Below are 22,384 nucleotides of genomic sequence, written 5' to 3' on the forward strand. Positions count from 1 at the left end.
AGCCTTCTTATCGCGTCAGGTCGAAGTGTGCGTTTCTTCATCGCGAAAGGAAGAGCACTTGTCCCAAGCAAAACGGAGATACACCGGCGTGCTGCTGATCGCCGGCCTCGTAGGTGGTTTGCTCGCGGGTGAGACCGCGGGTGCCGCCGCCTCCGATACCTCTACTACCTCTGTCGCCTCCACGGCCAGGGATCACGCTCGGGCGTTGCCGCCCGGCGCGACCCCGGTGGCCCCGCTCGCCCCCGCTGTCGCTCAAGCCCAGATCGCCGCCAACCCGGTGGTCTGCGAGGGAGACGGTGTTTCCGGCAAGCGCATCGAGCTGGTCTACGTTCGTGAAGCCGGTCAACCCGACCGGTACGCCACCGTCGTGCCGTCCCTGCGTGCCTACGCGTCCGGGATGGACGACTCGTTCAACGACAGCGCCGCGCTGACGGGCGCCAGCAGGCACGTCCGGTACGTGACGACCGCCGGTGCCGGTTGCCAGGTCGCCGTCGCCAACCTGGTGGTGCCCGACGGCACGTACCTGTCCGGCACGATCCGCGACCGTGCCATCCAGGCGGGCCACTACAACGCCGACCGCGACTACATCCTGTTCTCCGACAATCCCCACACCTGCGCGGGCACCTGGGGCGACAGCGACGACCAGCCCGGTCCCGCCAACGCCTTCAACAACGGCAGGCACTACACCGAGATCGCCGTGCCCTGCTGGGGGGTCAACGCCGTCGCCCACGAGGTGGGCCACATGCTCGGCGCGGTCCTGCCAGGGGCCCCGCACTACCAGGGCGGCGGGCACTGCTCCCAGGAATGGGACTTGATGTGTTACGGCGACACCCAGTCCTTCGACTGCACCCAGCGTGATTTCGATCGGCTGCTGGACTGCGGCAACGACGATTACTTCAGCACGAACCCCGTTCCCGGCAGCTGGCTCGCCACCCACTGGAACGTCGCCAACAGCGCGTTCCTGATCAAGAAGGACACCCCCGACAACGACGACGGCCACGCCCAAGGCGGGAAGACGTACGTCATCACCGGGGCCGGCGGCGACGCGATCGACGTCGTGGGCTCGTCGACCGGCGGGCTCGTCAACCTCAGCAAACGACCCCAGACCGGCTCCACGAGCCAGAAGTGGATCCTGGGGTACAACACCGGTCTGCAACTCGTGAACGCCAACAGCCAGCTGTGCGCCGACAGCGCCCAGAGCGGGACGGCGCCCGGCACGCAGATCCTGCAGTACAACTGCAACGGCCAGAACGGCATGCGGTGGGCGTTCCAGCCGCTCGGCAACGGCAAGGTGGCGATCTTCAACTACCTGACGGGCTACGCGATCACCGACGGTGGCGCGTACCCGGCCCCGCTCGTCCAGCAGCCCTACACCGGGGCGGCCAACCAGCAGTGGACCCTGAACCCCGTCGCCGACCCCGGCCCGGAGACGGGCAAAAAGTATTACCTCTCCGTCGCCACCAACGGCAACAGCGCGGCCGTGGTCGACGGCTCGACCTCCGCCGGCGCGAAGATCACCCACGTGGCCAGGCAGAACGACAACGGCCAGAAATGGAAGCTCACCGACGCGGGCGGCGGGTATTGGAAGATCGTCAACGAGCGGAGCGGCCAGTGCCTGCGGCCGGTCTCCGGCAGCACCGCGGAAGGTGCGCTCCTCGAACAGACGCACTGCGGCTCGGCCACCAACCAGCAGTGGAAGCTGCTCCGGAGCGCCGACACGCGCTACGGACTGGTGAACCGGGCCAGTTCGCTGGCGGTGCGGCAGGTCAACAACGGCACCGCTTCGCTCCTGGAGCAACGGCCCTTCGTGGGCGGCCGTAGCGACGAGACCGTCTGGGGTCTCGTACCCGCGTAACGCGAAGCTCCCCAGGTCCACGGACCTGGGGAGCTTTGTCTTCTAAGACTGGCGGTAGCGGTGGGATTCGAACCCACGGAGGACAGAGCCCTCGCATGTTTTCAAGACATGTTCCTTCGGCCGCTCGGACACGCTACCGCCGCCGAGGATATCCGACGAGGCTTTGCCGGGATGCTTCGGATGTAGTCGAAGCCGGCTAGTCGAAGTCCCAGTCGGTCAGGATCCCGACGAAGATGAAGAACCCCAAGAGCACGACGATGATCGCGACGCCGATGTAGCCGATGATGATCGCCGCGAGCGCCATCCCCTGGCCGCCTGCCTCACCGCGTTTGGCCTTCGAATGCGCGATATGCCCCAAGATGACGCCGATCAGCGAGGGCAGCCCGCTGCATACGACCAGGCTGGCGATCGACACGACCAGTGCCGCGATCGCCAGACCCTGCTCCTGCGGCGGCTGCGGCGGGCCGTAGCCATAACCCGGCTGGTACGGCTGGCCGTACGGAGGCTGCTGACCATAGGGCTGCTGCTGACCGTAGGGGTCTTGCGGATATGTCACCGGCTCACCGTAACCGCCGGAGCTTGGTTCAGGACGCCTGACTCTTCGTGGCTTTGGCGGCGATCCGCGCCTGGACCTCCGGGCGGCGCAACGGCGGCACCTTCGCCGGGGGTTGACGGCGCGCGGGCAGCTCGGAGAGCAGCCGCCGGGTGATCTCGGTGATCTCCGCGACGGCGGCTTCGAACGGCTCACGCGTGGCGTCGGAGAGGCTCTGCACCCCGGACACCTTGCGGACGTACTGGCGGGCGGCGGCCTCGATCTCGTCCGGCGTCGCCGCCGGCTCCAGGCCTCGAAGCGTGGTGATGTTCCGGCACATGCCCCGATGGTACGTCCGCCCACCGACGCTTTCGTGCGCTTCGATCACACAGTCGGTTAGAAGCTGCCCCGGTTCGTTGACGCCGAAAAACACGGTTGGGCACTCTCGGCGGAGTGCCCCTCAGACCCCGCTCCCTGCGCCGTGCCCCTGTTGTCCCGATCGCCGAACCGGCCGAACCCTCCCCGATCCCGGAACAGGTCTGGCAGCGCGTCCCGATCGACGCGCTCGTCGACCTCGTCACCGAGATCCTCACCGCCCACGACCTGCCGTGGTCACGCGCCAGGATGGCCGCCGAGGCGGTGTGCCACGGCGATCTCACCGGAACCCCGGAATCCGGTGTCGCCGAACTGACCAGACTGCATCTGCCGATGCTGGTCAACGGCATGGTGCGGCCCCGCGCCGAACCGCTGATGATCGCCGACCGCGGCGCCGCCGCCCTGATCGACTACCGCCGCGCGCCCGGCCTGTGGGCCGTCGGCGACGCGATGGACCGGGCGGTGACCCGGGCAGGCCGTTACGGCGTCGGGCTCATGTCCGTCCGCGGCGTCGGGCCGTTCGGCCGCGCCGGGCACCACGCCGCGAGGGCGTTGCCGCACACCATGATCGGGCTCGTGATGGCCGCGGGCGGTGAGCACGGGACGGCCGCGAACCCGCTCGGCATGGCCGCCCCCGCCGGCGCGTACCCCGAATTCGTCCTGGACCTGGACACCCTCGCCGACACTGCGGGCGCAGCCAGCGCCTCGATTGCTGGCTTCTCCCTGCTGGTCGAGATCTTCGCCGGGGTCCTGTCGGGCGTCGGTGACCACGATCATGACACCGGCCTCATGGTGATGGCCATCGCGCCGACGACGCTCCGCAGCGCCGAAGGCTTCTACAAGGCCGCGAGCGCGTTGTTCGGCAGCCTGCTCGGCTGGGACGGCGGGACCCCGGTCCGTTACCCCGGCTGGCGCGAGGCGCAGTACCTCGAACAGTGCCAGGCGCTGGGTGTCCCGCTGAACGAGCAGGTGCACCGGGAACTCGAAGACCTCGCCAAAGCCCTGCGCCTGGCGCCGCTACAGGGCCGCGAACACGCGTGATCGCCGTCCAATCACGTGAGATCTCCGCTCAAGCACGCGTGATCGCCGTCCCATCACGAGAGTTCGCCGCCTGAGCACGTGAGTCACGCCAGGACGACGCGGCCGCCTTCGCCGCCGACCTCCACGACGTCGCCGTTCGTCAGCTGACGGCCGCGCCGGACCTCCACCTCGCCGTTGACCGTGACCTCTTCGGCGTCGAGGAGGTCTTTGGCGTGCGAACCGTCTTCGGCCAGGTTGGCCAGTTTGAGGAACTGGCCGAGGCGGATCGGCTCGCCGGTGATCGGGACGTCGTGGATGCTCATGGGGAGATCATCCCCGCGCGTCCATCTTCCGGTACAAGGTGGCGACGTCGGTGTCGAAATAGCTGCTGTAGGACGTGTCCGGATCGTCCCCGCCGTACAGATAGCCGCCGATCACGCCGACGACGGTGCCGAGTTCGGTCGCCGGATCGGGGTCGACCACCCACGGGCCGCCGCTGGTGCCGGTCGTGAAGCCGGGGCAGGCGACGCGCAGCTGGTAGGTGTCGGCCTGGGCGCTGGTGCCGTGGCAGACGACCGGGGCTTCCCGTTCGTCGGGATAACCGGTCAGGGTGATCGTGTGCGCGAACCCGCCGCCGGTCACCAGGGTGTTGGCGCCGGTGACGCTTTCGAGGGACTTCGGGTTGCCCGCCTGACGTGCGGTCGCGAATCCGACATCGAGGTCCGGATCGGACGAATCGGCCCAGCCGTCGGGAACTTGGGGATCCGAGACGTCCCAATAGCCGTAGGGCGCGACGCCGTCGTGGTAGCCGGGCGCGAACGAGATCCCTGTCGCGTACTCGCCGCCTTCACCGTCGTGAAGGCAGTGTGCCGCGGTGAGCAGGAGATCTCCCGGGCCACTGTGGACGACGCTGGCCGTGCAGAAATGCGATCCGTCGAGGAACAACGCGCCGATCGCCGGGTTGTACCGCGGCGAGACGGGCGTGGCCCGCACTGTCGCGCCGGTGTCGTCGGCGGTGGTCTCGGCGCCCGACGAGGCGGAGCAACCGGTCAGCACGACACAGAGCGCGAACAACAGGGCGCGGCGCATCGCCTTCCTTCCGCTCGTCCACGACTGTCTTGGCTACAGATCACCATAAGTGGTCCACGAACACAGCTTGAATCGATCAACGCACAGCAAGCTCACAGCCGTAGTATGTGTTACCTCCGGTAACAGTCGAGCTGCAAGGAGCGGGGATGAAGTCGTTCACGGACAAGGTCGTGGTGATCACGGGCGCCGGCTCGGGAATCGGCAGGGCGCTCGCCATCGAACTGGCGGGACGCGGGGCGCGGCTGGCGCTTTCCGACGTCGACGCCGTTCGCGCCGCCGAAACCGTCGCACTGTGCGAGAAGCCGGGCGCCACCGCGAAAGCGTACGAACTGGACGTCGCCGACCGTGACGCCGTTCTCGCGCACGCCGAGGAGGTCGCCGTCGATTTCGGGGGCGCCAACGTCGTGGTGAACAACGCCGGGGTCGCGCTCGGCGCGACGGTCGAGGAGATGACCTGGGACGACTACGACTGGCTGATGGGGATCAATCTCGGCGGGGTGGTCAACGGCACGAAAGCCTTTCTGCCGCAGCTGATCGCTTCGGGTGACGGGCATATCGTCAACCTCTCGAGTGTGTTCGGCTTCATCGGCGTGCCCACGCAAAGTGCTTACAACGCGGCGAAATTCGCGGTGCGCGGGTTCACCGAGGCGCTGCGGCAGGAGATGCTGATCGCCCGGCATCCGGTCGCGGTCAGCTGTGTGCATCCCGGGGGCATCAAGACGAATATCGCCCGCGACGCGCGGGGTGGCGTCGAACGGGACATCGGCAAAGCCGCCGAGGGCTTCGAAAAGATCGCGAGGACGACGCCGGAGAAGGCCGCGCGGACCATCGTGCGCGGTATCGAACGGAAGACGCCGCGCATCCTGATCGGCGGCGACGCCTACGTCATCGACGCGATTCCCCGCGTGCTCGGCTCTTTCTATCAGCGCCCACTCGCACTGCTGGGGCGGTGGGGAATGCGGGGCCTCTGAACGGAGTAACCCTCCGTGGTCCGGACGGCTCGGGATAACTCGATCGGGGTGCGTTACTTACGGCGGCGTCGGAAATGCACCACAATGCTCACGTTCGTGATTCCCCTTCCGGAGGTCCCCATGCCGCGCGCAGCCCAGCGCCGTCCGTCGACCGATGCCGCGCTCTGTGGCGGTGTGCCCGTCGAGACAGCCGAGTTGCTGGACCGGACGGGGATCATCGCGGCGAGCCTGCCGAAGCGCCGGCGCAGCCCGGAGAACGAGGTCGAGCCGCAGCCGCTGCCGGTCCGGGCCCCGGTCTGCGAACCGGTCGTCGACAAGGATCTGCGGCCCAAGGCCGTCGTCATCCATCGGCGTGCCAGGTCCTGGCTGGTCGGCGGGGCCGGGGTGGCGCTGCTCGCGATCGGCTGGTTCGCGGGCACGTTCACCCTCGAACCGGTCGACGACACCGCGCTGCCCGAGCCGCCGCTGCCCGCGGTGGCGACCCAGCAGGCCGCGCCCCCGGTCGCCCAGCCCGCGCAGCCCGCACCGGTGACCGTCTTCGTCCCGGTCACCGTGAAGCAGCAGGCGCCCGCGCCGACGAAGAAAAAAGCCACGAAGGAACAAACCGTCGCTCTGCCGCCGTCCGGGCCGCGGCAGACGGAGCAGCCGCGTGCCGACACCGGAGCGCCGGACCGGACCACGAACGGTCTCCGGAACATGATGGATCCCGCCGCGGTGAACGCGCTGGCGATGGAAATGGCGCAGGGAATGCTGGGTTACGGCGCAGGCCGCTGACCATCCGAAATCGTCTCTCCATAGTGGACACTGCCGGGCGTCGTGGGCCGGATGGCCGCTGACACAACGGAAGTGATCGACTACCGTGAGCCAGGGGGAGGGGCTCATGGAAAAGGGGGATTCCGCTCGGAGCACCACGTTCAAGGCCGCTTTCGCGGTGGGCGAGTTCCGTGCGTTGTGGGCGGCCGAGGCGCTTTCGCAGGCCGGTGACCAGCTGGCCAGGGTCGCGTTGTCGGTGCTGGTCTGGGAAAGAACGGCGTCGGCGGGGCTGACCGGGCTCACCTACGGGCTGACGTATCTGCCGACGCTGATCGGCGGCACCCTGTTCGCCGGGCTGGCCGACCGCTATTCGCGACGGACGGTGATGATCGTCTGCGACCTGCTCCGCGCGGCGCTCGCGGTGCTGATGGCCGTACCGGGGATGCCGCTGCCGGTCCTCGCCGGACTGCTGGTGATCCTGACGATGGCGGGTGGGCCGTTCCGGGCGGCGCAACTCGCGTTGCTCCCGGACGTACTCGAAGGCGAGCGGTACGTCGCCGGGCTCGCGGTCCGCACGATCACCATCCAAACGGCACAGCTGGCCGGATTCGGCGGTGGTGGACTGGTGATCGGGCTCGTGACGCCCCACTGGGGACTGGTGATCGACGCGGTGACCTTTGTGGTCTCCGCACTGCTCGTGTCCGCCTGGGTCCGTCACCGGGCGCCCGTCGTCACGGAATCCTCGGTGAAAAGCCGGGTAGCGCGGGCTTTCAGTGGCGAAGGTGCCAGAGAATTGTGGCAGGGCAAGGGAATCCGGGTGCTGTTCGGGTTGAAGATGCTCGCCGGGTTCGCCATCGCGCCGGAAGGGCTCGCGGCACCGCTCGCCGTCGAACTCGGGACGGGGAGTTACGCGGTCGGCCTCATTCTCGCGGCCGATCCGGTCGGTTCGGTAATGGGATCGTGGATCTTCACGAAATGGGTTCCCGCGCGGCGGAAAACGCGAATAGTGGGCATTCTCGCCTTCGCATCCGTTGTTCCGTTGCTTTTTGTCTTCTTTCGCCCTTCGCTACCGGTCTGTCTCGCGCTGATCGCGCTCAGCGGGGCCTGTGCGGCGCCCTACCACCTGCAAGCCGTCGCGCTGATGGCCCGCGCGGTGCCGGACGGCGTCCGGGCGCAGGTGATGGGCCTGACCTCGACGAGTTTGGTGACCGTGCAGGGAATCGGGATCATGCTGGCGGGCGGGCCCGATGGCGATGGCGTGGAAACGTGCCATCGCCACCGGGCCCGATATATGGCTCCCGGCCGGGAGCCGGACCGGTTAATCGAGGGGATCAGTCCTCGCGACCGTTCATGATGATCCTCCCTCCCACTGCTCCATCTGTGTGTTCCGGAAATGACTCGGGCCACCCTCAGTACTACCTCGGATACATTGAATTGTGTACGGGAGGGGGACCGGTGACGATGATTATGGGGGATACGGAACTCGCCGGAGAAGGGGACGGCACACGTTTGAGAGCGCGGGTCGGACGGTGGGATCTCTGGTCCGGACCACGTGGCGTACCTGCGGTTTTTCTTGTCGTGGAAGGACTTGCGGCGGCAGTCGCGGTAATCGCCTTGCTCCGATCGAACTACGAGACCACGGAATTCGTCCGATTTGGATCACTGCTCGGCCTCGCTGTCCTTCAGGCCGAGCTTTCGCGTTCGGTGGAACGCTTGCGGCGCACCCTTTGTGACCGGCCGCACATCAACATGACTTCGGTGTGGACGTTCGCGGGGGTGCTCGTCCTCCCGGCGGGACTCGCGCTCGCCCTCGGACTGCTCATCTACCTGCATCTTTGGCTCCGGGTGTGGCGGGGGATGAGCCACCGTCCCGCCTACCGCGTCGTGTACTGCGCGGCGGCGATCGTGCTCTCCTGCCTGGCGTCGGGAGCCATCGTCTCCGCCTGGAACGGTCTGCCTGCCGGGTTCGCCGGGTCACTGCGGATCGTCGAGGCGGCGGCCGTGTTCACCGCGGCGAACGCGTTCATCGTGGCGCTCTCGGTCTACCTGCACACGGGGGGCCGGTCCCTGCGTTCGCTGTTCGGGACCGGTGACGACAACCTGCTGGAAGTCACCACCCTGGTGCTCGGGGCCTCGACCGCGCTGGCCATCGTGCACGCGCCCGCGCTCGTTCCGTTCATCCTGCTGCCCGTGCTGGTGCTGCACCGCAGTGTGCTGGTGCGGCAGCTGGAGATCGCGGCGAACATCGACGGCAAGACCGGGGTGCTCAACGCGCACGCGTGGCATGTGCTGAGCGAACAGGAGCTTTCGTCGGCGGCAAGGGCGAAGAGCAAACTCGGCGTGCTGATGCTCGACCTCGACCACTTCAAGCAGGTCAACGACGTCTACGGGCATCTCGCGGGAGACGCCGTGCTCAAGGTCGTCGCGACGACGATCTCCGAGCACGTGCGCGACTACGACTCCGTCGGGCGTTTCGGCGGCGAAGAGTTCGTCGTGCTGCTGCCCGGTGCGACGGAGACCGAGGTGTTGCCGGTGGCCGAGCGGGTCCGGCAGGCGGTGATGGCGATCGAGGTCGAAGTCGCGACGGCCTCCGGGCCGCGCACGGTGCGAGGGCTTTCGGTGTCGATCGGCGTCGCGGTCTATCCGTCCGGCGGGACGGTGCTGGAGCGGCTGCTGCACGTCGCGGACTCCGCGCTCTACCAGGCGAAGAACAGCGGCCGGAACCGCGTCGTCTCGCTCGCCGCCGCCTGACCCGCCCGCGTTTCGTCCTCTGGTTGCGGTAGTTCGCACTACCAACGACGGCGACCAGAGGACGAAACGCGACGGACGGCGGACTCACCAGGGCGAGTTGCCCTCGTCCTCCGGTGCTTCGTGGCGCCTCTCGCGAGGCGCCTGCGGGGTGTCGGCGGACGGAGGCGCCGGGGGAGTGTCGTCCGGCGGCGGCTCTTCCTCTTCGATTTCGGGGAAGCGGCTGCGCAGGGTGCCGATCATCAGCGACCGGGTCTCCTGGTCCTCGTCGCCGAGCGTCTCCTGCATGACCTCGGCGACCTGGCTCGAGATCCCGGCCTGCGCCTGGTGCATGGTGGTGAGGATCTGCCGCGACAGTTCCTCCAGCGGATACGTCCTCGCCTTGTTCCCGAATTCGAGGCCCGTCACGCCGCCGTCCGCCCCGACGGTCACCTTGACGGCGCCGTCGGAGCTGGACGCGGTCAGCCGCAACTGCTCGGTCCGCTCCTGGGCGGCCGCGTAACGCTGCGCCTTTTCCTCGAGCCCTTGGGCCCACTGGTCCATCTTGCGTTGTGCCTCGTCGGGGTCCGTGGTGAGATCCCCGAGACCGTTGGTGCCGGTCACTTCTTTCCTCCGATGTCCAACGCCTTGAAATCGGCGTTGAACGGTTCCGCGTTGGTCTTGTCACCCTCTACATAGGACTTCGCGGCGGTGCGGACGTTGTCCGCCGTCGTCCGGACCCCTTCCGCGGCCGACTTGATCGCCTCCGCCGCGCGTTCGCCGGTCGGGTTGATGATGGGCGGCAGGAACGCGCACAGCAGGCCATACGCGTCCGCCGACATCGCCGAACCGGTCGCGCCGTGCGCGGTGTCCAACCGGTCCACGAGCCCTTCGAGATGGCTCGCGTGCGCGGTCAGGTCGTCCGGATCGACCTCGAACGAAGCCGTCACTTCCAGTCCTTGTTCTTCCAGTCACCGATCACCGGCGGTGCCACGATCTCGTCGGCGGCGAAGAAGGACGGGTCGTCGGATTCGACGTAGTCGGCGACCTTGTGCTCCTTGTCCTCCTGGCCCTGCCCCTTGCCCGCGCCGGGCGCCATGCCGCCACCCATCGGGCCCATGGCACCGGGGGTGCCCGCCTTGCCGGAACCGGAACCGGCCGCACGGGCCGCGGCCGCCTCGGCGTCCATCGCACCCGCGGCGCCACCCATGCCGAGCGCGCCCGTCGACCTTCCGGCGCCGCCGAGACCGCCGGCGCCCGAGCCACCCGCGCCCGAGCCACCCGCACCGGTACCGCCGGTGCCACCGCCGCCGAAGCCGCTGGTACCACCGATTCCGCTACCGCCACCACCACCGGGGATGTTCGGCATGCCGATCTTGGGCGGGGTGTAGGGCGTGGGCTTGTACGACGAGCCGGTGTCCGGGAACGTCGGCCCGCCGAGCCGTTCGCCGATGCCGCCCGGACGCGGCATCGGCGGGATCTTCGGCATGACCGGGCCCGGCCCGCTGTTCGGGATGGGGATGTTCGGCGGGGTGTACGGGAGACCGCCACCGGGCCGCGGGCCGCCGGACTCGGGAACGGGGATGTTCGGCGGGGTGAACGACGGCGGCGTCACGGACGGCGGCGTGTAGCCCGTGGTGCGCGTCCCGTCGTCGATCTTCGGCAGGTTCGGGGAGTAGGGCGACGACGACGTCCCGGGGCCGGGGCCACCGCCCGCCGGGAAGTTCGGGACGTTGATGTCGGGCCGGTACTGGTTCGAACCGGGCCCGCCACCGCCTGGTCCGCCACCGGGGAAGCCACCACCGGGGAAGCCACCACCCGGCATGCCGCCGCCGGGAACACCGCCACCCGGCATGCCGCCGCCGGGAACACCGCCACCCGGCATGCCACCGCCAGGAACACCGCCGCCGGGACCGCCGGGGCCGTTCGGCGCGTTGAACGGCGACACGCCACCGGGACCGCCGCCGGGTCCGCTCTGCGGAATCCCGTCCACCGAAGCGGCGATGCCGTCCGGCCGTGTCCCCTCCGAGCCGACGTTGAAGGGGCTGGGCCGCTGTGTGCCGTCAGCGCCTTCGGGAGACATTCTGTCGCGAAGCGAGGCAGGCGACGCGCCACCGCTGCCGGCCGAGGCGCCCCGCAACATCGGGGTTGCCTGCGCCGTCGGCAGCTTCGGCGGAGCGGGGAACGCCGGGGTGGCGATCGCCGAGCCGACCGTGCTGTCGAAGTCGGTCATCACCTTCGCGGCCTGATCGCGCGCGTCCTGCTGCTTCTTGAAGGTCTCGAGGTCCTTGCCGAGCTGCGACATGTACTGCTGCGGATCTTTGATCGTCTGCAGGTTGGCGTTGGCCTCCTGCACGCTGAACGCCACCGGCGGGTTGGCCTTCATCAGCTTCTGCGTCTCGTTGAGGGTCTGCGAGTGGATCTGCTGCTGACGCCCGGTCAGCGTCGCGCCGTTCGCGGTCGAGCCGAGCCACTTGCCGACACCGGCGAGGTGCTCGCGGGCCGCGTCGCCGCCTTCACCCTGCCAGTTGGCTGTGCTCGCGTTGATCGCCTTCGCCAGGTTGCGCTGGTGCGAGGCCAGGTCGTTGCCGACCCGGACCCATTCCTCGGAGGTCTCGCCGACCGCCGCCGGATCCGCGTTGCCCGCGATCGCGGTCTGCATCTGCTCGTGGGTGGCGTTGCTCCACACCGTCGACGGCGGCTGGCCGGGCTTGCGGATCTCCAAATTCTTCTCGAGACCTTCACGCGCCTTCTCCAGCTGCCCCTCGTACATTTTCTGGGTGAACTGGTCCTTGAAGCCGTTGAGCGCGGTGTCACCCCAGCCGAGGAGATTGAACAGAAGGTCGGTCCCGACCGTGGCCCCGGCCCGGATCTCGTCACCGGACGCGGCCTTGTCCGCCAGCGGCCCGACGTAGTACTCGGACGACGAATCGGCCGTGACGTCGTAGTGCGGGTCGAGTTTGTCGTATTCGGGCGAGTTCGGGTCGGAGACCTTCGTGGTCTTCTCCGCGGATTCGGTCACGGGTCTCTCCTCTAGATCTCGGTGTCGATCCGCTTCAGAGTGCGCTGGTTGTCTTCGTCGCGTTCACGGTAGTTCTTCTTGGCGAGTTCGATCGCCTCGACGTAGGTCGGGAACTCCGCGCGAGCCGCTTCGAGCTGCGTGAGCAGGCCCTGCGCGTCGGTCGCGGTGCCCTGCATGTGCTGGGAAACCCAGCGCGCGGTGGCGGTGTCGCTCATCTGCGGTGACTTCTGGAGCTTGGTCAGCGCGCTCCAGCGCTCTTCGAGGCTGTCGATCACACCCTGGAGTGAACGGATCATCTCCTGGCCGGTGCTCTCGTCGACGGCGAAGCTGCCCTGCTTGGCCATCAGCTTCAGCTGTCCACCCGCGAGCCCGACGCGTGCGGAGGTCCACTTCGCCGGCTTCAGTTCTTGTGCTTCCTCGGTCAACGGAGGCTCCTCTCGCCGGGGATCGGTAAGTTCAGTAGATGTCCGCGATGGCGTTCTTGATCGCGTTCGCCACGCCCGACTGACTGGCCGGGTCGTAATGTCCGATCACGGCGCCCGAGGCTTCGTCGGTCTCGGTCCAGACCAGGTACCGGCCGTCTTCGGTGTCGAGCCAGCTCAACGGCGTCGACCGGAGCCGCTCGCCGTGGCGGCCGATCCCGCTTACGATGATGTGCCCGCCGCCCAGCCGGGTCCCGGACAGCACCTTCTCCAGGACCTCGAGGTCGCTCTCGTCGTTACGCGGGGCCGGAGCCTCGGTCCTGGCGCGGACGACGCCGGTGAACTGGAGGTTGCCGAAAGCGTCGGTCTCCTCCTCGTCGAACTCCGCCTCGGCCTGGCGGCGCGCGGCCATCGCGGAGACGGCGCGCTCCTCTTTCTGCACGATCGTGCGGCGGCCGGTCGACGCGGGCCGCATCCGCGGCAGGACCCCGGACAGGACCTCGACCAGTTCTTCGTCCGAGAAGAGGGCGAACTGCAAGAGGTCTTCGCCGTGGGCTTGCGTGATGCCGAGCGCCTGCCTGCCGTCGGTGAGGGTGAGGACGGCGATGTCCTCGCCGATACCGTCGATGCCGTTGACGGAAACGGTGATCCGGTGGTTCGCGAGCAGCGCGAACGCGGTGCGGATGGCGGGGTTCAGCTCGCCGTTGACCGACAGGCGGCGCTGCTCGAGATCGGTGTAGACCTTCCGGATGACGGCGGTGTACCGTTCCGGGTCGATCGAAGTGTTGCGGACGCGCAAGGGAAACAGCCGGACATCGACGCCCAGCGCCTGCCCGACCACGGTCGCCTCTGCCGTCCCCAGCGCGAAATCGGCTCGTTCAGCCATGCTTCTGCGCTACTCCCTCACGGGGGTCGGACCCCGTCCTGATCGGCTGACCTGCAGAGAGGGGGCCGACTTTGTTAATGGCCAAAACAAACTAGCACAGCGCATGACTGTACGGAACCATACGAACACCGCTGAACCCGATGGAATGGATCACCATGCCCGATCGGGCACTTTTCCTGCCCTTAAAGGAATAACGGCCGTTCGCCGGGATGCTACCGGTCGGCCGCCGCCGGTGTGTAGGTCGACATCCGGCGGGCCACATCGGTCCGCGATCGGGCCCCGAGTTTCCGGAGGACTTTCGCGACGTGTTGTTCCACGGTGCGCGGCGAAAGGAACAGTCCGTCCGCTATCTCCCGGTTCGTGCGGCCGTCGGACAGCATCCTCGCGACCTCGAGTTCGCGGGGCGAAAGCTCCTGCCCGTAGCCGCGGCGCCCGCGCTGCGAAGGCGCCCACGCGCCGTGTTCCCGCAGCTGGTGGCGGCACCGGCCGGCGTCCCGGGTGGCGCCGAGCCGCTCGTAGGCCTCCGCGGCCGCCGCGAGTTCCTCGATCGCGGGGCGGTCGCCCGTGGTGAGACGGCCCGCGTTGAGACGGGACAGTGCCGCTCGTTCCCGGGCGCCGATGGCCTGGTACGGCATCGGCAGCGCCTCGTAGCCCGCCGCCGCCTCGTCGAAAACCGTTGCCGCGGCGGGGTGTTTGCCGCGCGCGTCGAGCAGGATCGCCTGGCCGGCGAGCAGCGCGACCCGGGAGACCGGCGAGTCCTTGCCGTCGACGCCTCGGGCGAATTCCTCGACGACGGCGTCCGCCTCCGACCAGCGCCCGGCTCGCGTGTAGGCCTCGGCCGCGGCGGGGACCAGCCCCGCCGCCCACACCCAGACACCCTTGCGCCGGGCCGCCGAGACGGCGTTGTCGGCCGTCGCGCACGCGCCGTCGACGTCATCGGTCGCGAGGAGCACCCTGATCAGGACCCCCGCCGCCGAAAGGACGACGGGGATGGGCCCGTGTTCCGGGGCGTGCACGCTCGCCGCGGTCAGATGTCGTTGCGCGGCGGCGAATTCCCCGCGGACGGCGGCCAGCCCGCCGAGGACGAGCGAGGACTCCATGACGATCGGGCCGAGATCGGGGTAGCCGTCGCGAAGCTGTTCGGTGGCCTCCGCGAGCCCGGACCAGTTGCCGCGCACCCAGTCGAGCCGGACCCTGGTGCCCTGCGCGAGCCCGGCGGCGTAGAGCGCGCCGGCGTCGGTCGCGCGGCGGATCCCTTCCGTGACCAGCTTTTCCGCCCTGGTCAGATGTCCGGCCCAGGACTGCGCGTCGGCGAGGTTGCACCACAGCCGCGCGAGCTGGACGCGTTCGGCGACACCGCTGCCCTGATCCGGCAGTTCGGTGAACTCGGTCCAGGCCGAGCCGTCGCCGATATGCGCCTGGGTGGAGATCCGGTCGCCGAGGAGCGCGAGCCGCAGCTCCGGGTCTTCGATCCGGTCGAAGACCTCGCGGGCGCGCTCCATCCAGACCTCGTGCCAGGACAACGGGGTCAGCCCGTCGATCGGCTGGGCGAGCAGGTTGATCCCGCGGGCGGCCAGCTCCGGCTCGTCGACCAGCTCGGTGATCGCCTTCTCCACCTCGACCCTGCCCCGGCCGAGCCGTCCGATCGTGCGGACCAGCAGCATCCCGAGGCTGAGCCGGATCGTCCCGCGCACACTGGGCCGCAGGTCGGTGAGGTCTTCGAGGATCCGCTCCAGTGTCTCGATGACGTCCGGCCGGAATCCGCGCAGCGCGACCTGGCTGAGTTTCGTGGCGAGCCGGGCGATGTCGTCCTCACCGAGCCCGGCGTCGGCCAGGACGGACTGGAGCAGGTCGATCGCGCGGGACGTGTCACCGTGGGCGATGGCCTCGTCGGCGGCGGCTTCGGCGTAGTGACGCCACTGTTCGGTCCGCCCCGCCGCACGGGAGTGGTTCGCCAGCAGGGTCAGCGGGGGAACCGGCTGCTCGGCGAGCACCTGGATGGCGCGGGAATGCAGCAAGGTCCGTTCCGGACCGCTGATGGTGTCGTAGACGGCCTTGCGGGCCAAGGGATGCCGGAAGCCGTAGCGATCGCCGCCGAGTTCGCCGAGGACACCGCCGTCCAAAGTGGACAAAAGTGCCGAGCGGAGCGCGTCGCCGGTGAGGCAGGCGAGTTCGCCGATCACGGAAGGTTCGGACGGGACGGCGAGCACCGCCGCCGCGCGGGCCAGCCGGACGGCGGGTTCGGGCAGCCCTTCGAGCCGCTCTGTGATGGCTTCGCGCAGGGAGATCGGGACTTCGAGGCTTTCCAGCAGCCGGTCCGAAAGTACTTCGCCGATCGGTAGCCGTCCGGCGGCGTCGCGCAGGGCGCGCAAGGTCTCCTCGACCACGAACGGGATCCCTGCGGTGCTTTCGTGGAGTTTCGCGGTGAACGGCGCGGAAACCCTCGGCAGGTCCAGCAGTTCCTCCGCCAGCTTGCCGACGGCTTCGACGTCGAGTGGGCCCAGCGTCACGCGGGCGGTCTGGACGTTCGGCGGGGTACGGAACGGGATGCCCGCGCCGCCGTGCCTCGACGGTGAGCCGGTCCGGTAGGCCGCGACGACGGCGAGTTCGGCCGGCATGGCCGCGGCCAGGAACCGCATCAGGTCACGGGTGCCCTCGTCGGCCCACTGGAGGTCGTCGATCAGGACGATCGCGGGGCCGCAGGCGATCAGGAGTTCGCGGACGGCGCGGAACTGGCGGTGCCGTTCGGCGCACGGGTCGGTGAGTGGTTCCGGTTGGGGCGGAAGGCTTTCCGCGAGTTCGGGCAGCAAGGGCCTCAGTACCCCGGCGACCGGGCTGAGCGGGCCGAGCGGCCGGTCGCCCGCCGAACGCAGTGCTTCGAGCACCGGTCCGAACGGGAACGGTTCGCGCATCGGCTGGCAGGCGCCCGTGAGTATCCGGCCCGCCGCGAACTCGCGGCGTCCGGCCAGCTCTTCGAGCAGCCTGCTGCGGCCCATCCCGGGTTCGCCTTCGATCAGCACGGCGGCGGGACGGCGCAGCAGGATCTTCACGATCGCCGAGACCTCGACGTCGCGGCCCACGAGTGCCGTCGATCCGGCGCGGACCGAAACCGAGGTCGGGCGAGGGGTGGCAAGCCACATCATGCGCTCCTCGGTTGGGAGTTCCCGCTGAGCCCGACACGATCTTGTGCGTTGTCCTGCGGAGCCTAAGCACTGCCTACCTGGTCGTAAACCACCCAACACGGACAGCACGGGCACCCTGCCAGGCCGTCCGCGAACGCACCGTCACCGGTTGGCTGACGGATCGTCGGTGGGAAAATCACCGGACGCCCGAAACATCGGCGAAAAACTCGATCCGGCGATTCATCCCACGTTCAGGGGGTCGTCATGACTACGCAAGGTATTCACCGGAATCCCTACTTACGGACGTGCCCGTACGGGTGCCGTCGCTAGGTGCGCGCCCTTGGAGCAGGGGATTCAGCTCCCGAAGAATGGGTATACCTATCCAGCGCCGACCCGGATTGCGGGTCTTGCCCGGTTCCAGAACTCTCACCCGTCAGGGGAGGCATCGCATGGCGAACCGGAGCCGTGCGTTATGACGAGGGAGAAGCATGAAGATCACGAAGCTCCTCGGTGTGGCCGCCACGGCAGCACTGGCCACCGGCGCGCTGGTCACGGGTACCCCCGCGGCAGCGTCCTCGGACACCCTGCTCAACCAAGAGATGGTTCCCGCCCTGCAACGGGACCTCGGACTGACCGCCGGACAGGCACTCGCCAGGATCCAGAGCGAGACCGCCGCCGGCGCGCTCGAAGAGTCACTCGCCTCGGCGCTCGCCGGCAGCTTCGGCGGCGCGAGCTACAACGAGGCCACCGGCAAGCTCCGCGTCGGCGTCACGGACGCGGCGAAACTGGGCCAGGTCCTCGCCAGCGGCGCGGAAGCGGAACTCGTGCGCTTCTCGGCGGCCCAGCTCGATTCCACCGTGGACAGACTGAACGCGGGTGAGCGCGCGGCGGACGGCGCGATCACCGGCTGGGGAGTCGACACCCAAGCCAACCGTGTGACGCTGAACGTCCTGCCGGGCAAGAGCGGCGTCGTTGACTCATACCTGGAGAAGACCGGTGTGGACAAGACCGCCGTCTCGGTGGTCGAGACCACTTCGGCGCCGACGCTGAAGTACGACGTCCGCGGCGGCGACGCCTACTACATCAACAACTCTTCGCGCTGCTCGATCGGATTCTCGGTCAACGGCGGCTTCCTCACCGCCGGGCACTGCGGCCCCGGCACGGTGACCGGGTCCAACCGGGTCGCGATGGGCTCGTTCGCCCGCGCCAGCTTCCCCGGCAACGACTATGGCCACGTCCGGGTCAACAGCAACTGGGTGCCGCGCGGCATCATCAACAACGGCACCCGCGTGAGCGGCTCGACCGAGGCCTCGACCGGCGCTTCGGTCTGCAAGTCCGGTTCGACCACCGGCTGGACCTGCGGCACCGTCGGCGCCAAGAACCAGACCGTCCGCTACGCCGAGGGCGCGGTCTACGGCATGACCGCCACCAACGTGCGTTCGCAGGCAGGCGACTCCGGCGGCTCGTTCATCGCGGGCAACCAGGCACAGGGCATGTTGTCGGGCGGTAACAGCTCGGTGACGTACTTCTTCCCGGTCCGGCCGGCGATGTCCGCGACCGGGACGTCCCTGGTCCTCGGCTGACCCTGAACACGACGAAGGGCGGACCGAGTGCCTCCAGCGCACTCGGGCCGCCCTTCGCCTGTTACCGCGGGCCGCTCTAGACGTTACTGATTTCTTCGATCAGCGCCTCGACGTCGAAGTACTCGCTCTCGCAGCCGAGCTGGACCAGCTCGAAGGTCGATCCGAGGAAGGACTCGACGTCCTCACGTTCGAGTTCGAACGACGCATAACCGTCGGGTGACTCGATTTCCAGCGTCAGCATCGCCTCGTCCTCGGAGAGGTCGGGGCGGACGCGGACGTCGCCGAGACCGGCGGGGTCGGTGAGACCGGCGGCGAGCAGCTCACGCGCGAAGGTCCACTCGACCCACCGGCCGCGCTCGGTCCGGAACGCCACGGTGACCGCGTACGGCTCCGCGACGTGGAAGGACAGGCGGGAGAGAACGGGCGTGCTGCTGTTGTTCAGCAGAACGAACTGGCTCTGGTGAATTGCGTCGGTGTGCACGGCCACTCCTCGGTGCTCGTGGTTCGCGCGGCGCGAACTTTTCGTCTCGGCAAAGAGATGGCCGGACTGACGCGGGATGACGCGGCCGCGGCGACGTTCACGCTATCGGCTGCATATGTCCATAGTGGTGTAACGCCGGGCACAGACCCCTTGCGTTTCGGGTGGACACCCGTGGTGACGAGGTCCGATGTCCTTTTTGGACGCCGGGTTTCCCGGTCACTGGTCCAACGGCAGCGTCAACCCTGTCTTGACCCGGTCCATCGCCACCGACGTCGTGAAGTGCCGCACGTTCGGGTTGTCGAAGAACATCCGCCGGGTGAACGCCTCGAAGTCCGCCATGTCCCGGCAGGTCACCACGAGCACGAAGTCGGCGTTGCCGGTGACGTAGTAACACTGCTGGACGTTGTCGTCCGCGAGCACCTGCCGCCGGAACCCGTCGAGGACCGCGAGGTTCTCCCGTTCCATCTCGACCATCACCACGAACGTCATCGACAGCCCGAGCGCCTGCGGCGACAGCACCGCCACCTCGCGTTCGATCACCCCGGCCTCGCGTAGCCGCTTGATCCGCCGCTGCACGGCCGCGGCGGACAGGCCCACCTTCGCGCCGATGGACTCGGCGATGGTGCGGGCGTCCGCTTGCAGGCAGGAGAGGATGGCGACGTCCATGCGGTCGAGGTCGGGTGTGTGCACCAGGCAAGGCTAACCGGGCGAGTCGTCCGAACGCCCGATCTTCACCCGTGCCGCCGGGCGGTGTGGATCACGCTGCCGAGGGCCTCGCCTTCGACACCCGGCCACCGCCCCGATGGTAACCGAGTGTCACCGCGTCACGGTTCGGCTCGCTGACGGCCGGACGGCTGCGGCCCGTGTGCCCGGTCACCCGGCCTGCCAGGCCGGTCGCAGTCGATGCTGGTCCGGCGCGGCGCTCCGGGAGAAAGTGAGAATTCTTTGAATTGTGACCCGGAACACAACTGACGGGTCTACTGAATGGTAGCGCTTACAAGTGAATGGCAGACCCCTCTTTTTCCGCGCGAAAGGATTTCTTGGTGCCCTCATCTCAGGCGGCCGTTATCGCCGGTCTCGGCTCGTGGCTGCCTCCGCGCGTGGTGGGCAACGAAGAGATCGCCCAGCGGCTGGACACCTCCGATGAGTGGATCCGCTCGCGGACCGGGATCGCCGAGCGCCGGGTCGTCGACCCCGGGACGTCCACTGTGGACCTCGCGGTCGAGGCGGGGCGCCGGGCGCTGATCTCGGCAGGGGAGGGCGGCGCGGACGCCGTGGTGCTCGCGACGTCGACGGCCGACCAGCCGTGCCCGGCCAGCGCGCCGCAGGTCGCGACCAAACTGGGCCTGAACGGCGTCGCCGCGTTCGACGTCAACGCCGTGTGCAGCGGGTTCATCTACGGGCTCGCCACCGGCGCCGGGCTGATCGCCGCCGGCATCGCGCGCCGCGTACTGGTGATCGGGGCGGACGTCTTCACCTCGCTCGTCGACCCGGACGACCGCGGCACCGTGCCGATCTTCGGCGACGGCGCGGGCGCCGTTCTGCTGCGCGCGGGCGAGGAAGACGAACTCGGCGCGCTCGGCCCGTTCGACCTGCACAGCGAGGGCGAACTCGCGGAGCTGCTGTGGGTCGAGGCCGGTGGCGCGAAGAACCGCCGCTCGGACGACCCGCGTGACCACTACCTGGTGATGCAGGGCCAGACCGTCTTCCGGCACGCCTGCGCGCGGATGGCCGAATCGGCGCGCGCGGTGCTGGCTTCCGCGGGCTGGATGGTCGGCGACATCGACCGGTTCATCGGGCACCAGGCCAACATCCGCATCCTGCAGACCTGCGCGAAGCAGCTCGGGCTCGCGGACGACGTGATGTACTCGAACATCGAGAAGGTGGGCAACACGAGCGCGGCGTCGATCCCGATCGCGCTGGCCGACTCCGTCAAGGACGGGACGCTCCAGCCCGGGCACCGGGTCGTGATGGGGGCGTTCGGGGCCGGGCTCACCTGGGGCTCGACGCTGCTGCGCTGGCCGGACGTCATTCCGGGTTGAGCGCGCTCGCCTCCCAGGCGTGCGTCGGCTCCTGGCGCCCGCGCAGCTCGAGTTCCGCGTACGGCTTCCAGTGTGAGCGCTCACTCTCCAACGCGGCCTTGAGCACCGCCTCGCTCGCCAGGATCCGGCCGTCCACCGATTTCGCGTACTCGGTCAGGCGCGCGGCCTCGTTCACCGCGTCGCCGATGACGGTGTACTCGAACCGGCTGCTCGTACCGAGCTGACCGGCGAAGACCCGTCCGCTCGCGACTCCGATGCCGAGGTCCAGCTCGCCGGTCTTCTGGACGGCGTCCCGGATCGCCCGCGCGGCCGAAAGCGCCGCCGTCGGCGCGTCCGCGAGCCGGGTCGGCGCACCGAAGACGCAGAGCGCGGCGTCACCCTGGAACTTGTTGACCAGCCCGCCGCGGGCCCCGACCGCGTGTACGACGCTGGTGAAGAACCGGTTGAGCATCGTCACCAGGTCTTCGGGCGGGGTGCGGCTCGCCAGCGCCGTCGAATCGACGACGTCGACGAACAGGGCCGTCACCTCGCGCACGTCACCGGACAGGGAGGCGCCGTACTCGAGCGCGTGCCGGGCGACCTCGTCCCCGACGTGCCTGCCGAACAGATCCCGCATCCGATCCTGCTCGCGGAGCCCGGCGGCGAGGTCGTTGACCGAGGTCTGGAGCAGGCCGATCTCACTGGAGTCATCGACCTCGACGACGACCTCCTTGTTGCCGCGCGCGATCTCGTCCAGCGCGACCCGGAGCCGGTGCAGCGGGGTCGCGACGGCCTTCGCGAGCAGGCCCGTCCCGATCGCGCCGACGCTCAGCCCGATCACCGAAAGCATGATCAGGCTCGCGACGTGGTCGCCCTGGCCGAGGTCCGGCGGCGTGGCCACCAGCAGCACGCCGAGGAACGGGACCCCGCTCGCCAGCGACCAGGTGACGACCACCCTGGTCCGCACGGTGACCCTGAGTGTCCCGGTCGGCGGCGTCACCTTGAGCGCGATCGTCATCACCGGCCGCGCGACCCACTCCGCGGCGAGGTAGGTGAGGCCGACGGTGGTCAGCCCGCCGAGCCCGATGACCAGCGCCATCCCGAGGGCGTCCATCCACGATCCGAGCACCCTGGCGAGCGAGCCGAGCACGATCGTGCCGATCAGCCAGAGCGTCCCGCTCACGATCCCCATGTCGACCGGGAGCCGCAGCGCCCGCGCGGCTTCGGCGCCGGTCGGCGGGCGGCCGAAGACGAACCAGACCGCCGTGCGCCGCTGCAACCACGCCGTCCACAGGGTGCCGACCACCAGCGACAGCGCCACGATCCCGGCCGCGGTGACCCCGAGGATCCAGCCGCGGTCGCCGACCTCGCTCGGCAGGCCCTGGAGGAGCAGCAGCAACGCCACGACCCCGGCGCCGCACACACTGGAGCCGATGCCGAGCGCGGCGAAACCGAGACTGGTCCTGAGCACCAGCCGGAACCGGCTCGACATCGTCTTCCCGCGCACCCGGTGATCGTATGACCT

General features: G+C 69.0%; 21 protein-coding genes and 1 tRNA gene. 8 read left to right on the plus strand and 14 right to left on the minus strand.

What is annotated here, in order from left to right; all coding sequences use genetic code 11:
- The first annotated feature begins 58 nt into the window (after positions 1-58).
- Positions 59-1,855, plus strand: coding sequence for an RICIN domain-containing protein (locus BS329_RS27210; RefSeq protein ID WP_076164080.1), 1,797 nt, complete (start codon positions 59-61; stop codon positions 1,853-1,855).
- 49 nt (positions 1,856-1,904) lie between these two features.
- Here the strand turns inward: BS329_RS27210 and BS329_RS27215 are convergent.
- The 3 genes from BS329_RS27215 to BS329_RS27225 form a co-directional block, all read right to left on the minus strand.
- A tRNA-Ser gene (locus BS329_RS27215) sits at positions 1,905-1,993 on the minus strand.
- A 58-nt stretch (positions 1,994-2,051) separates the two neighbouring features.
- Positions 2,052-2,411 carry a DUF4190 domain-containing protein gene (locus BS329_RS27220; RefSeq protein WP_076164081.1) on the minus strand — a complete coding sequence of 120 codons (360 nt, stop codon included), beginning with the start codon at positions 2,409-2,411 and terminating at the stop codon, positions 2,052-2,054.
- A 28-nt stretch (positions 2,412-2,439) separates the two neighbouring features.
- Positions 2,440-2,727: a DUF2277 domain-containing protein gene (locus tag BS329_RS27225; protein ID WP_076164464.1), complete on the minus strand. Its 288-nt coding sequence runs from the start codon at positions 2,725-2,727 to the stop codon at positions 2,440-2,442.
- 113 nt (positions 2,728-2,840) lie between these two features.
- On the opposite strand from BS329_RS27225, the gene BS329_RS27230 reads away from it, so the two are divergent.
- Entirely contained in the window at positions 2,841-3,803 is a 963-nt protein-coding gene (locus BS329_RS27230; RefSeq protein ID WP_208619279.1) for an Ldh family oxidoreductase, read from the plus strand.
- An 83-nt stretch (positions 3,804-3,886) separates the two neighbouring features.
- Here the strand turns inward: BS329_RS27230 and BS329_RS27235 are convergent, their stop codons facing one another.
- Both BS329_RS27235 and BS329_RS27240 read right to left on the minus strand, forming a co-directional pair.
- Positions 3,887-4,105, minus strand: coding sequence for an RNA-binding S4 domain-containing protein (locus tag BS329_RS27235; RefSeq protein WP_005149665.1), 219 nt, complete (start codon positions 4,103-4,105; stop codon positions 3,887-3,889).
- Between the two features lie 7 nt (positions 4,106-4,112).
- Entirely contained in the window at positions 4,113-4,871 is a 759-nt protein-coding gene (locus BS329_RS27240; RefSeq protein WP_076164083.1) for a trypsin-like serine peptidase, read from the minus strand.
- Between the two features lie 146 nt (positions 4,872-5,017).
- Between BS329_RS27240 and BS329_RS27245 the strand changes: the two genes are divergently transcribed.
- From BS329_RS27245 to BS329_RS27260, 4 genes are all read left to right on the plus strand, one after another.
- Complete coding sequence (locus BS329_RS27245) at positions 5,018-5,842, plus strand: SDR family NAD(P)-dependent oxidoreductase (RefSeq protein WP_076164084.1); 825 nt, start codon at positions 5,018-5,020, stop codon at positions 5,840-5,842.
- A gap of 120 nt (positions 5,843-5,962) precedes the next feature.
- Positions 5,963-6,616 carry a hypothetical protein gene (locus BS329_RS27250; protein ID WP_244197307.1) on the plus strand — a complete coding sequence of 218 codons (654 nt, stop codon included), beginning with the start codon at positions 5,963-5,965 and terminating at the stop codon, positions 6,614-6,616.
- Between the two features lie 106 nt (positions 6,617-6,722).
- Complete coding sequence (locus BS329_RS27255) at positions 6,723-7,949, plus strand: MFS transporter (RefSeq protein ID WP_244197308.1); 1,227 nt, start codon at positions 6,723-6,725, stop codon at positions 7,947-7,949.
- A gap of 260 nt (positions 7,950-8,209) precedes the next feature.
- Positions 8,210-9,346 carry a GGDEF domain-containing protein gene (locus BS329_RS27260; RefSeq protein WP_076164086.1) on the plus strand — a complete coding sequence of 379 codons (1,137 nt, stop codon included), beginning with the start codon at positions 8,210-8,212 and terminating at the stop codon, positions 9,344-9,346.
- Between the two features lie 84 nt (positions 9,347-9,430).
- Here BS329_RS27260 and BS329_RS27265 read toward each other — a convergent pair whose 3' ends face one another.
- From BS329_RS27265 to BS329_RS27290, 6 genes are all read right to left on the minus strand, one after another.
- The gene (locus BS329_RS27265; protein ID WP_076164087.1) at positions 9,431-9,946 is read right to left on the minus strand and encodes a YbaB/EbfC family nucleoid-associated protein; all 516 of its coding nucleotides are present in this window, start codon (positions 9,944-9,946) and stop codon (positions 9,431-9,433) included.
- Positions 9,943-10,272: a type VII secretion target gene (locus BS329_RS27270; protein WP_076164088.1), complete on the minus strand. Its 330-nt coding sequence runs from the start codon at positions 10,270-10,272 to the stop codon at positions 9,943-9,945. Before BS329_RS27270 ends, BS329_RS27265 begins: the two co-directional genes overlap by 4 nt.
- Positions 10,269-12,344 (minus strand): hypothetical protein, encoded by a 2,076-nt coding sequence (locus tag BS329_RS27275; RefSeq protein ID WP_076164089.1) that lies wholly within the window; start codon positions 12,342-12,344, stop codon positions 10,269-10,271. The genes BS329_RS27270 and BS329_RS27275 overlap by 4 nt, the downstream gene beginning before the upstream one ends.
- Before the next feature lie 11 nt (positions 12,345-12,355).
- Positions 12,356-12,769, minus strand: a complete 414-nt coding sequence (locus tag BS329_RS27280) for a hypothetical protein (protein WP_076164090.1) — start codon at positions 12,767-12,769, stop codon at positions 12,356-12,358.
- Between the two features lie 31 nt (positions 12,770-12,800).
- Positions 12,801-13,652: an ESX secretion-associated protein EspG gene (locus BS329_RS27285; RefSeq protein ID WP_076164091.1), complete on the minus strand. Its 852-nt coding sequence runs from the start codon at positions 13,650-13,652 to the stop codon at positions 12,801-12,803.
- A 212-nt stretch (positions 13,653-13,864) separates the two neighbouring features.
- Positions 13,865-16,792 (minus strand): helix-turn-helix transcriptional regulator, encoded by a 2,928-nt coding sequence (locus BS329_RS27290; protein WP_076164466.1) that lies wholly within the window; start codon positions 16,790-16,792, stop codon positions 13,865-13,867.
- Positions 16,793-17,262: 470 nt separating this feature from the next.
- On the opposite strand from BS329_RS27290, the gene BS329_RS27295 reads away from it, so the two are divergent.
- Positions 17,263-18,357: a S1 family peptidase gene (locus tag BS329_RS27295; RefSeq protein ID WP_076164092.1), complete on the plus strand. Its 1,095-nt coding sequence runs from the start codon at positions 17,263-17,265 to the stop codon at positions 18,355-18,357.
- 76 nt (positions 18,358-18,433) lie between these two features.
- Here the strand turns inward: BS329_RS27295 and BS329_RS27300 are convergent, their stop codons facing one another.
- The gene (locus BS329_RS27300) at positions 18,434-18,838 is read right to left on the minus strand and encodes an SsgA family sporulation/cell division regulator (RefSeq protein ID WP_076164468.1); all 405 of its coding nucleotides are present in this window, start codon (positions 18,836-18,838) and stop codon (positions 18,434-18,436) included.
- 216 nt (positions 18,839-19,054) lie between these two features.
- Positions 19,055-19,528, minus strand: a complete 474-nt coding sequence (locus BS329_RS27305) for an Lrp/AsnC family transcriptional regulator (protein WP_076164093.1) — start codon at positions 19,526-19,528, stop codon at positions 19,055-19,057.
- A gap of 314 nt (positions 19,529-19,842) precedes the next feature.
- Between BS329_RS27305 and BS329_RS27310 the strand changes: the two genes are divergently transcribed.
- Entirely contained in the window at positions 19,843-20,880 is a 1,038-nt protein-coding gene (locus tag BS329_RS27310; RefSeq protein ID WP_076164094.1) for a beta-ketoacyl-ACP synthase III, read from the plus strand.
- On the opposite strand, the gene BS329_RS27315 is transcribed toward BS329_RS27310, so the two are convergent.
- Positions 20,867-22,351 (minus strand): adenylate/guanylate cyclase domain-containing protein, encoded by a 1,485-nt coding sequence (locus BS329_RS27315; RefSeq protein WP_076164095.1) that lies wholly within the window; start codon positions 22,349-22,351, stop codon positions 20,867-20,869. The genes BS329_RS27310 and BS329_RS27315 overlap by 14 nt on opposite strands.
- Positions 22,352-22,384: the final 33 nt, after the last annotated feature.

It is taken from the genome of Amycolatopsis coloradensis (genome assembly GCF_001953865.1).
Classification (GTDB): Bacteria; Actinomycetota; Actinomycetes; order Mycobacteriales; family Pseudonocardiaceae; genus Amycolatopsis; species Amycolatopsis coloradensis.

Bases quoted from the DNA above. Each gene is read 5' to 3' on its own strand.
- BS329_RS27225 (WP_076164464.1), bottom strand. From the start codon at position 2,727: ATGTGCCGGAACATCACCACGCTTCGAGGCCTGGAGCCGGCGGCGACG.
- BS329_RS27235 (WP_005149665.1), bottom strand. From the start codon at position 4,105: ATGAGCATCCACGACGTCCCGATCACCGGCGAGCCGATCCGCCTCGGC.
- BS329_RS27240 (WP_076164083.1), bottom strand. From the start codon at position 4,871: ATGCGCCGCGCCCTGTTGTTCGCGCTCTGTGTCGTGCTGACCGGTTGC.
- BS329_RS27245 (WP_076164084.1), top strand. From the start codon at position 5,018: ATGAAGTCGTTCACGGACAAGGTCGTGGTGATCACGGGCGCCGGCTCG.
- BS329_RS27250 (WP_244197307.1), top strand. From the start codon at position 5,963: ATGCCGCGCGCAGCCCAGCGCCGTCCGTCGACCGATGCCGCGCTCTGT.
- BS329_RS27255 (WP_244197308.1), top strand. From the start codon at position 6,723: ATGGAAAAGGGGGATTCCGCTCGGAGCACCACGTTCAAGGCCGCTTTC.
- BS329_RS27285 (WP_076164091.1), bottom strand. From the start codon at position 13,652: ATGGCTGAACGAGCCGATTTCGCGCTGGGGACGGCAGAGGCGACCGTG.
- BS329_RS27290 (WP_076164466.1), bottom strand. From the start codon at position 16,792: ATGTGGCTTGCCACCCCTCGCCCGACCTCGGTTTCGGTCCGCGCCGGA.
- BS329_RS27295 (WP_076164092.1), top strand. From the start codon at position 17,263: ATGAAGATCACGAAGCTCCTCGGTGTGGCCGCCACGGCAGCACTGGCC.
- BS329_RS27310 (WP_076164094.1), top strand. From the start codon at position 19,843: ATGGCAGACCCCTCTTTTTCCGCGCGAAAGGATTTCTTGGTGCCCTCA.
- BS329_RS27315 (WP_076164095.1), bottom strand. From the start codon at position 22,351: ATGTCGAGCCGGTTCCGGCTGGTGCTCAGGACCAGTCTCGGTTTCGCC.